At 72.8% G+C, this 9,888-nt stretch carries 10 protein-coding genes; 6 read left to right on the top strand and 4 right to left on the bottom strand.

The window, feature by feature from the left end:
* Positions 1 to 2,305, bottom strand: a 2,305-nt coding sequence (locus tag DQW06_RS05645) for a penicillin-binding protein (protein WP_117198093.1), incomplete at its 3' end; no start/stop codon positions are given.
* A 439-nt stretch (positions 2,306 to 2,744) separates the two neighbouring features.
* Here DQW06_RS05645 and DQW06_RS05640 point away from each other — a divergent pair.
* Positions 2,745 to 3,068 (top strand): WhiB family transcriptional regulator, encoded by a 324-nt coding sequence (locus tag DQW06_RS05640; RefSeq protein WP_013156295.1) that lies wholly within the window; start codon positions 2,745 to 2,747, stop codon positions 3,066 to 3,068.
* 14 nt (positions 3,069 to 3,082) lie between these two features.
* Here the strand turns inward: DQW06_RS05640 and DQW06_RS05635 are convergent, their stop codons facing one another.
* Entirely contained in the window at positions 3,083 to 4,228 is a 1,146-nt protein-coding gene (locus DQW06_RS05635) for an ArsA family ATPase (protein WP_013156296.1), read from the bottom strand.
* A complete protein-coding gene (locus tag DQW06_RS05630) occupies positions 4,225 to 5,271 on the bottom strand; it encodes an ArsA-related P-loop ATPase (RefSeq protein WP_071620987.1) in 1,047 nt (348 codons plus the stop codon). The genes DQW06_RS05635 and DQW06_RS05630 overlap by 4 nt, the downstream gene beginning before the upstream one ends.
* A 151-nt stretch (positions 5,272 to 5,422) precedes the next feature.
* Here DQW06_RS05630 and DQW06_RS05625 point away from each other — a divergent pair, with 151 nt between their 5' ends.
* The 4 genes from DQW06_RS05625 (at position 5,423) to DQW06_RS05610 (ending at position 7,910) form a co-directional block, all read left to right on the top strand.
* Complete coding sequence (locus DQW06_RS05625; RefSeq protein ID WP_013156298.1) at positions 5,423 to 5,596, top strand: DUF4177 domain-containing protein; 174 nt, start codon at positions 5,423 to 5,425, stop codon at positions 5,594 to 5,596.
* Positions 5,596 to 6,057 carry a RidA family protein gene (locus DQW06_RS05620; RefSeq protein WP_013156299.1) on the top strand — a complete coding sequence of 154 codons (462 nt, stop codon included), beginning with the start codon at positions 5,596 to 5,598 and terminating at the stop codon, positions 6,055 to 6,057. The genes DQW06_RS05625 and DQW06_RS05620 overlap by 1 nt, the downstream gene beginning before the upstream one ends.
* A 71-nt stretch (positions 6,058 to 6,128) precedes the next feature.
* Positions 6,129 to 7,022 carry an NUDIX hydrolase gene (locus DQW06_RS05615; RefSeq protein ID WP_117198092.1) on the top strand — a complete coding sequence of 298 codons (894 nt, stop codon included), beginning with the start codon at positions 6,129 to 6,131 and terminating at the stop codon, positions 7,020 to 7,022.
* 81 nt (positions 7,023 to 7,103) lie between these two features.
* Positions 7,104 to 7,910: an MBL fold metallo-hydrolase gene (locus DQW06_RS05610; RefSeq protein WP_117198091.1), complete on the top strand. Its 807-nt coding sequence runs from the start codon at positions 7,104 to 7,106 to the stop codon at positions 7,908 to 7,910.
* 207 nt (positions 7,911 to 8,117) lie between these two features.
* Here DQW06_RS05610 and DQW06_RS05605 read toward each other — a convergent pair whose 3' ends face one another.
* A complete protein-coding gene (locus tag DQW06_RS05605; protein ID WP_174545788.1) occupies positions 8,118 to 8,792 on the bottom strand; it encodes a Crp/Fnr family transcriptional regulator in 675 nt (224 codons plus the stop codon).
* Between the two features lie 301 nt (positions 8,793 to 9,093).
* Here DQW06_RS05605 and nth point away from each other — a divergent pair, with 301 nt between their 5' ends.
* Complete coding sequence (nth, locus tag DQW06_RS05600) at positions 9,094 to 9,840, top strand: endonuclease III (RefSeq protein ID WP_013156303.1); 747 nt, start codon at positions 9,094 to 9,096, stop codon at positions 9,838 to 9,840.
* The last annotated feature ends 48 nt before the right edge of the window (positions 9,841 to 9,888 follow it).

Raw genomic sequence — 9,888 nt, 5'->3', positions numbered from 1 at the left:
CCGGCCCGCTGGCGGTCCCGCCGCCGCTGCTGAGGAACACGTTGACCGTGGCCCCCTCCGGCAGCCGCGTCCCCGGGTCCGGGTTGACCGCGGCCACAGTGCCCTCGGGCTCGGGGGAGCGGACCCGGGTCGCGGACACGTTCGCCGTGTAGCCCGCGGCCTCCAGGACGCTCACCGCCTCCTGCTCGGACCGGCCGATCACGTCCGGCACGCCGCCGTCGTCGCTGGCCGGGCTGGCCTCCTCCTCCGTGCGCGGAGCCGATGTGGAGCCGAACTGCGACGGCGGCGACGGCAGCTGCTCGACGTCCAGGCCCTCGTGGGCGCCGCGCATGGTCTCCTGCCAGATCGGGCCCGGGATCGTCGCCCCGTACACCACCCCGTAGTACCGGTCGCCGATGGTGACGTTGCGCAGCGGGTACTGCTGCGGGCCGCGCGGGTCGCCGACGAAGACCGCACCGGCCATCTGCGGGGTGAACCCGGCGAACCAGGCCGCGGCCGAGCCGTCGGTGGTACCGGTCTTGCCCGCCGCCGGACGGCCGATGCCCAGGGAGGCCGCGGTGCCGCCGTTGAAGGGCTGCTCCAGCAGGTAGCTGACCCCGTCGGCCACCTCCTCGTCGATCACCCGCTCGCACTCGGGCTCGATCTCGATCGTCTCGTGCGCGTGCTGGTCGATGATCTTGGTGATGGCCTGCGGCTCGCACAGGATCCCGCCCGAGGCGAAGACCGAGTAGGCGTTGGCCACCCGCAGCGGGGAGACCTCCTCGCTGCCCAGCGTGAAGCTGCTGTTGGCCAGCGAGCGCTCGTTCTCGGTGAACAGCGTGCCGTCCGCGCGCCGCAGCCCCAGGTTCTCGGCCATCTCCATCACGTCGCAGAAGCCCACCCGCGCCTGGAGCTGGGCGAAGTAGGTGTTGGACGAGGCCCTCGTCCCGGTCATCATGTTGTGCGTGGTGTTGGAGTTGGTGTCGCCGGAGTTGCTGGGGGACCAGGGACTCAGGGTCCCGCCGTTACAGCTGCGCTGCCCGGAGACGGTCACGCTGGCCGGTGAGTTGAACGAGGTGCCGAACGGCATCCCCTCGGCCAGCGCCGCCGCCAGCGTGAACGCCTTGAACGTGGAACCCGCCTGGAAGCCGCTGCTGCCGCCCCGGTCCGCGTCGGTGGCGAAGTTGATGGAGGTCTCGCCGAGCTTGCTCTCGTCGGGCCCGTAGTTGCGGCTCTGCACCATGCCCAGGATGTGGCCGGTGCCCGGCTGGATGACCACCTCGGCGGCCACCTTGCGGGACTCGTTCTCGCGCGGGACCCACTCGTCCACGGCCTCCTGCGCCGACACCTGGGTCTGCGGGTCGAGCGTGGTGTGGATCTGGAGTCCGGCGGTGCGCAGCCAGCGCGCCCGCTCGGTCTCGTTCTGGCCGAAGCGCTCGTCCTTCTCGATCTCCTGGACCACGTAGTCGCAGAAGAACGGCTGGTCGCTGGGCACGCAGCCGTTGGGCGGGGTGGAGATCTCCACCTCCATCGGGACCTGCTTGGCCTCCTCGGCCTCCGCCTCGGTGATCGCGCCGGTGGCCACCATGCGGTCGAGCACGACGTTGCGGCGGTCGGTGGTCTGCTCGGGGAAGAAGCGGGGATTGTAGAGGTAGGGGTAGCGCACCAGGCCCGCGATGGTGGCGGCCTGGTGCAGCTCCAGGTCGCTGGCGGGCACCTGGAAGAAGTGCTGCGCGGCGGACTCGACCCCGTAGGCGCCGTCGCTGAAGTAGGCGATGTTGAGGTAGCCCTCGAGGATCTCGTCCTTGGTCATCCGCTGTTCCAGGGCGACGGCGTAACGCAGCTCCCGGATCTTGCGGGCGATCGTCGTCTCGGAGGCCTCCTCCAGCTCCTCCTGGGTGGTGGCCGCCTCGATCTGGACGTTCTTGACGTACTGCTGGGTGATGGAGGACGCGCCCTGGGTGTCGCCGCTGAGCGTGCGGAGCGCGGCGCGCAGCGTGCCCGACACGTCCATGCCGCCGTGCTCGTAGAAGTGGGCGTCCTCGATGGCGAGGATGGCGTCGATCATGACCGGCGAGACGTCCTCGATCTCGACGAGCTCGCGGTTCTGGTCGAAGATCTCCGCGATGACGCCGCCCTCGCTGTCATAGATCGTCGATCTCTGAGGAGGCGGCGGAGTCTCCAGATTGCTGGGCATCTCCAGGAAGCCGCTGGCCACGTTGCGCGCCGTGATGCCCAGTCCCCCGACGGCGGGGAGCGCGAGAGCGGCGACGAGGAGTCCAGCGACGACGCCGACGCCGACCAGTTGGCTGATTCTTTGAAGCAATGTCCCCTGACCCACCCCATCAGACTAGGTGACCACGTACGTGCGAAGTGGTCCGATGTGGAACGGATAGTGCGCGAACGCGCGGAAATGACCCGCGTACCGCGGGCTGTGCCCCCATGCCATCTTTTCATGCCTATCGCCGGCCGGGCACTGACCGGTTCGGCGGCGCGGCACGCCCACCCCGTCCGATGCGGAGAGCCACCGGGCCCCCACGCAATGGCCCGAGCGGGCCATATTGGTGAGACGTGAGGGGGGTCCATCAGGTTCTGTTGGCGCGGCGAACGAATCCGTAACTTCTAGGCAACAGGGGTGGGCGTCGACCACCGCACCCCACGCGGCAGCGGGAGCCCACGGTGTTCCCCTCCGGCCGGGGCACGCGCGTGCCCCGGACACCGGATCCGCTGGCGCGGGGACCGGGTGCGCACAGGGGAGTAGAGGCATGTGGACCGACCAGTGGACGACCAGGGCGCTGTGCCGGCGGGTGGACCCCGACGCGCTGTTCGTCCAGGGCGCGGCGCAGCACCGCGCCAAACTCATCTGCCAGGAGTGCCCGGTACGCACCGACTGCCTGACCGACGCCCTCGACAACCGGGTCGAGTTCGGCGTCTGGGGCGGCATGACCGAACGCGAGCGCCGCGCCCTGCTGCGCAAGCACCCCGGCGTCACCAGCTGGGGGCCGCTCCTGGAGGAGGCCCGCAGGGAGGGTGGCGTCGACCTCGCCAGCTACGCGGCCGAGCACGCCGAGCGCACCTCTGCGGCCTGAGCGCTGACAGCGCCCTACCGGCCCCGGCCCGCCAGCTCCTCGCCGACGTCGCGCAGCCCCGCCAGGTCGTGCACGTCCTCCGGCAGGGCGGCCACCTCGGCCACGCGCACGCCGCCGTGCTCCGCCAGCAGGGCGTCCCGCAGCCGGACCTCGCGTCCGCGCGTGCGGACCCTCTCCGCGTGCAGCCGCAGGGCCGCCGAGGCCGGCGTCCGCGTGCCCGAGCGCTCCAGCGCCTCCGCAGCGGCGACCGCCTCGCGCACGTCCAGGGACCCGCCCGCCCCCTCGGGCAGCGGATGCGTCCGGTTGACCACCAGCCCGGCCAGCGGCATGGCGTCGGTGGCCAGCCGCTCCACGAAGTAGGCCGCCTCGCGCATCGCGTCCGTGTCCGGCACGGCCACCACCACGAAGGCCGTCCCCGGAGCCTGGAGCAACCGGTAGGTGCGCTCCGCGCGCTTCTGGAAACCGCCGAACACCGTGTCGAACGCGGCGACGAAGGACCGCAGGTCGTCGAGGAGCTGGGCTCCCACGACCTTGCTGATCGCCGAGGTCACCAGGTTGAACCCGGCGCCGAGCAGCCGGAAGGCCCCCGTGCTGGCCGGGGCGCTCAGGAAGCGGATCAGCCGCCCGTCCAGGAAGCGGCCGAGCCGCTTGGGCGCGTCCAGGAAGTCCAGCGCGGACCGGCTGGGCGGGGTGTCCACCACGATCAGGTCCCAGTCCCCCGACTGGCGCAGCTGGCCCAGCTTCTCCATGGCCATGTACTCCTGCGTGCCCGAGAAGCTCGTGGAGAGGGTCTGGTAGAAGGGGTTGGCCAGGATCTGCCGGGCCCGCTCGGGGTCCGCGTGCTCCCTGACGACCTCGTCGAAGGTCCGCTTCATGTCGAGCATCATCGCGTGCAGGCTGCCGCCCGACCCCTCCGGCAGCGGGACCGGACGCGGTGTGTCGTCCAACGACTCCAGCCCGAGGGACTGGGCCAGCCGCCGCGCCGGGTCCACGGTGATCACCACGGCCCGCCGCCCGCGTTCGGCGGCGCGCAGCCCCAGCGCCGCGGCCGTCGTGGTCTTGCCGACCCCGCCCGCGCCGCAGCACACGATGATCCGCGTACCGGGGTCGTCCACGAGGGCGTCCACGTCCAGGCGTCCGGCCCCCACCGCCGCGCTCACAACCGCACCCCCTGCCCGACCAGCCGCCGCGCCAGGGAGTCCAGCGCGGCGCGGTCCACACCGCCCTCCAGCAGCGGCAGCTCCAGCAGCGGGCGGCCCAGCCCCTCCAGGTCCGAACGCATCCGGCGCTCCAGCCGCACCCGCAGGGCGTGGGCGCGCAGTTCTCCGGCCAGTGCCGCCGCGAGTTCCCGCGCGTCATCCAGACGCGCCTCCTTCAGCCCGGCGGCCAGCGCGTCCAGGTCCGTCTCCCCCTCCGCCGCGGCGGCCAGGTCGGCCTCGTCCAGCAGCGGCCGCCGCACCATGTTCACCAGCACCGCGCCCACGTTGAGCCCCAGCCCGCCGACTTCGGCGATCCCGTCCCGGGTCTCCTGGACGGGCATCTCCTCCAGCAGGGACACGAAGTGCACCCGGGTCTGCCCCGAGCGGATGACCTCCATGACCCGGTCGGCGTGGTTGCGGATCGGTCCCACGCGGGCCAGCCCGGCCACCTCGGAGTTCACGTTGAGGAACTGGGCGATCCGGCCGGTGGGCGGCGCGTCCATCACCACCGCGTCGTAGTGGAAGGGGGCCGTCGGCGCGCCCTCGGCGGACCTGCGGCGGCCGCCCCGGCGGCGCCGCACAGCCTCGGTGGCCTTGCCGGTGAGCAGGACGTCGCGCAGCCCGGGGGCGATGGTGGTGGCGAAGTCCACGGCGCCCAGCCGGTTCAGCGCCTGGCCCGCCCGGCGCATCCCGTAGAACATCTCCAGGTACTCCAGCAGCGCCGCCTCGGCGTCGGCCGCCAGCACGCTCACGCTGCCGCCGCCGGGCGCGGCCATCATCTCCCGCTCCTCGTAGGGCAGCGGCGGGCTGCCGAGGAGGGTGGCGACGCCCTGGCGGCCCTCCACCTCGACCAGGAGCACTCTCGCGCCGCCGGAGGCCAGCGCCAGCGCCAGCGCGGCGGCGGCCGTGGTCTTGCCGGTCCCGCCCTTGCCGGTGACGATGTGCAGTCGTGCTCCCGCGCAGGCCTCCCCCGGAGGCTTCGGTCCGTGCTCGCTCTCGCTCACTCCAGGCAGTCTATGCGGGCGTTCCAAGCGGCGTCGGGAGCGGTGCCGCGGTGGGCGCGGGAGGGCACGCGGATGAGTAAGGTGGCGGCGTTGACGTGCGGCGCCCCGCCGTGGGGCGGTCCGCCGGTGAGCGAGCAAGGGTGAGGGACGCATGAGCAAGTGGGAGTACCAGACGGTGGCGCTGCTGTCGCACGCCACCAAGCAGATCCTGGACAACTGGGGCGCCGACGGCTGGGAGCTCGTCTCCGTCGTGCCCGCTCCGCTGCCGGAGGGCACCGACCCCCGCAACCAGCAGTACGTCGCGTACATGAAGCGGGAGCTGTGATGGCCACCCCCGAGGAGCGGATCGCCGAGCTGGGTCTGACCCTGCCCGAGGTGGCCGCGCCGGTCGCGTCGTACACGCCCGCGGTGCGCAGCGGCGACCACGTCTACGTGTCCGGCCAGCTGCCGTTCGTGGACGGGAAGCTCCCCACTACGGGCAAGGTCGGCGCCGAGGTCACCCCGGAGACGGCCAAGGAGCTGGCCGCGCGGTGCGCGCTGAACGCGGTGGCCGCGGTGCGCGCCGAGATCGGCGAGCTGTCCGGCGTGGTCCGCGTGGTCAAGGTGGGCGGCTTCGTGGCCAGCACCCCCGACTTCACGGGACAGCCCGGCGTGGTGAACGGGGCCAGCGACCTGCTGGCCGAGATCTTCGGCGCCGCCGGTGTGCACGCGCGCGCCGCCGTGGGCGTGGCCGCCCTGCCGTTGGACGCGCCGGTCGAGGTTGAGATGATCGTCGAGGTCCGCTGAGCGGGTCGCCCTCTTCCGGTGCGGTGACCCCCTTTTCGCGGCGCTCTGTCCCCGAGGAGGAGGGTACGCCGATGCGCGACGTCCCGGCAGGCGACGGCACCGGGAACGGGGGCGCGGCGCCGGGCGGCTCCGCGCCGGGCGGCGCCGTCGAGCCCCGCCCGGCCGCCACGGTCATGCTCCTGCGCCCCCGCGGCGGTGTCCGGGACGGGGGCGCGGACGGCCCCATGGAGGTCCTGCTCATGCGCAGGGTCCGCTCCATGGGGTTCGCCCCGGGCGCCTACGTCTTCCCCGGCGGCGGGGTGGACGCGCGCGACGCCGACGGCGACCTGCCCTGGACCGGCCCCGGCCCCGAGGAATGGGCGCGCACGCTGGGCACCGACGTGCGCACGGCCCGGGCGCTGGTGTGCGCCGCGGTCCGCGAGACCTTCGAGGAGACCGGCGTCCTGCTGGCCAGCGAACCCGGGCGCGCGGGCGGGGAGGCCATCACCCCCGACACCTCCTCCGAGGAGTGGGAGCGGGACCGGCTGGGACTGATCGACCGCTCCCACTCCTTCACCGAGGTCCTGGCCCGGCGCGGCCTCGTGCTCCGCTCGGAGTGGCTGCGCGCGTGGTCGCGCTGGATCACCCCGAGGGCCGAGCCGCGCCGCTACGACACCTGGTTCTTCGCGGCCGAGCTGCCTCCGGGGCAGGCCTCGCGCGACGTGGGCGGCGAGGCCGACCTCACCCGGTGGACCGACCCCGCCGCCGTCCACGGCGAGTGGGAGGCGGGCCGGATGCCGATGCTCCCGCCCACGGTCGTGAACTGCGCCGAACTCGCGGACTGCCGGACCCTCCGGGGAGTACGGGAGGCCCGACGGGATATCGTCCCCATTGAGCCGGTTGTCCGGGAGGTCGGCGGCCAGTTGCGCGTCTTCGTGCCGAACGGGGTGGACTACCCTCTCCCGAAACCCGACGCGACTCCCTGAGGAGCCGCCGGGCAGCGGGGCCGCGCGTGCCGGCGGCCCCGGCCGCTCCCCGGTCCGGTTCGGCGAGCGAAGCGAGGTGCGATGAGGATCGACGGTTCCGGGACACTGCGCGCCAGCTGCGTGCTGTGCCCCAATCCCGGCCCGATGACGCTGGAGGGCACCAACACCTGGATCCTGCGGGAGCCGGGCGCGCGCGGGGTCGTGGTCGTCGACCCCGGCCCCCACGACGAGCGCCACCTGGAGCGCGTGGCGCGGACCGTGCAGGAGCAGGGCGCCCAGGTGCTGATGGCCGTGGTGACCCACCGCCACCCCGACCACGGGGAGGGCGCCCGGTACTTCTCGGAGCTGACCGGCGCCCCCGTGCACGCGGTCGATCCGGGGACCAGGGTCGGCGGACGCGGCCTGTCCGACGGAGAGGTCCTGGAGGCCGACGGCCTTCGGGTACGGGTGATCGCCACCCCCGGCCACACCGAGGACTCCGTCTGCCTGATGGTGGAGGCGGACAACACCATCCTGACCGGCGACACCGTCCTGGGCCACGGCACCACGGTGATCGACGGCGACGACGGGCTGGGCCCCTACATGGAGTCGCTGTACCGGCTGCGCTCCCTCGTGCGCGAGCACGACGTGCGCACCCTGCTGCCCGGCCACGGCCCGATCATCACGGCCCCGGCGACGGTGCTGGACTCCTACGTCGACCACCGCGAGTCGCGCCTGGGGCAGGTCCTGGACGCGGTGCGCGCGGGGGCGGCCGGGGTCGAGCAGATCGTCGACCGCGTCTACCCCGACGTCACCGAGCAGATCCGGTTCGCGGCGGCCTCGTCGGTGCGCGCCCAGCTGCGCTACCTCGCGGCGCGCGGCGAACTCCCCAAGGGCGTCGAGAACTAGTCGGCGAGCGCTCTCCCGGCCCCGGGCCCGGTTCGTGGCGGCCCCCCGGACCCGGGGGCACCGGGAACCGGGCGCGGACGGCTCCGGACACGGCTGTGGCCGCCCACCCGGCAGGGGGGAGCGGCCACACAGCGTTCAGGCCCGGGGAGCCCCGGCACGGGGCGCGAACGTCAGCGCCCCCGGGAGTCCCCGCCCGAGGGACACGGTCTAGCGGGCCCGGCGGCGCATCCGCTCGACGTCGAGCAGGACGACGGCCTTGGCCTCGATCCGCAGCCAGCCGCGCAGGGCGAACTCGGCGAGGGCCTTGTTGACCGTCTCACGGGAGGCGCCGACCAGCTGGGCGAGCTCCTCCTGGGTGAGGTCGTGGTGGACGTGCAGTCCGTCCTCGCCCTCCTTGCCGAACTTGTCGGCCAGCTCCAGCAGAGCCTTGGCGACGCGGCCGGGCACGTCGGTGAAGACGAGGTCGGCCATCACGTCGTTGGTCCGGCGGAGGCGGGCGGCCAGCGCCTTGAGTAGCTGGAGCGACACCTGCGGGCGGCTGGACAGGAACGGGCGCAGGTCGTCGTGGCCCAGTCCCGCGAGCACCGAGTCGGTGACCGCGACGGCGCTCGCGGTGCGCGGGCGCGGGTCGAACAGCGACAGCTCGCCGAACATCTCGCTGGGGCCGAGCACCCCGAGCAGGTTCTCGCGGCCGTCCACGGCCGTGCGGGTCAGCTTCACCTTCCCGCTGAGGATGACGTACAGGCGGTCGCCCTCGTCGCCCTCGCTGAACAGGGTCTGGCCGCGGCCGAGACGCACCTCGTTCACCGAGGAGCGGAGTGCGGCCGTGTCCTCCTCGTCCAGCGCCTCGAACAGAGGGGCCTTCCGCAGCACCTCGTTGATCTCGTCCACCACACGTCCTCCTAAAACCTGACCGCCAACAGTGTGACGTATACCGCACCCGGGTGTGAAACCAGGTCGTGATCCCGGCTTGTCCGCCGAGAGACAACTGCCCACAACAGCCGACGTCAGCCCCTGCGATCCTAGCCGTCATCAGTTCTGTACCAGGGCTGTCCGCGCCGCGCCACCGGACATTGGTTACATAGCCCCGTCCGCCGACAGTGGCGCGGACCCGCTCGCGACGGCCGCGTGAGCACGGCCGCCGGGCCGCGGTCCGCCCCGTCACCGGGACGCCTACCCTGTGATGATGCCCCGTGACACACCAGACGCGACCGAGCCGACGACCACGCCCACCGGTGAGAGCCGGCTCGCGCTGGTCCGCCGCGCCCGCAGGATGTACCGGGAACTCATCGAGCTGTACCCGGACGCCCACTGCGAGCTGAACTTCACGACCCCCCTGGAGCTGCTGGTCGCGACGATCCTGTCCGCCCAGTGCACGGACAAGCGGGTCAACCAGGTCACCCCCGCCCTCTTCGCCCGTTACCCCGACGCGGAGGGCTACGCCTCGGCGCGGCGGGAGGAGCTGGAGGAGATGATCCGCTCGACCGGCTTCTTCCGGGCCAAGGCCAACAGCCTCATCGGGCTCGGGCAGGAACTGTGCGAACGGCACGGTGGAGAGGTTCCGAGGAAACTCTCCGACCTGGTCAAACTACCCGGTGTAGGGCGAAAGACCGCAAACGTACTGCTCGGTAACGCCTTCGATGTGCCCGGTATCACTGTTGACACCCATTTCGGGCGGCTCGTCCGTCGTTTCGGGTGGACCGACGAGGAGGACCCGGTCAAGGTCGAGCACGAGATCGGCGCGCTCTTCCCGCGCCGGGACTGGACGATGCTCTCCCACCGCGTCATCTGGCACGGCCGCCGGGTCTGCCACTCCCGCAAGCCCGCGTGCGGGGCCTGCGGCCTGGCCCGTCTGTGCCCCTCCTTCGGAGAGGGGCCCACGGACACCGCCACCGCGACCAAGCTGCTGCGGATGCGCTCCTTCTCCTGAGACCCACGGGGGCCGGCCGCCCGGGTGCGCGGCGTGCGGACCCGGGCG

Source organism: Nocardiopsis sp. TNDT3, assembly GCF_003427465.1.
Lineage (GTDB): Bacteria > Actinomycetota > Actinomycetes > Streptosporangiales > Streptosporangiaceae > Nocardiopsis > Nocardiopsis dassonvillei.
The sequence above is the reverse complement of the archived record's forward strand: the minus strand, read 5'-3'. Positions and strand labels throughout refer to the sequence as shown.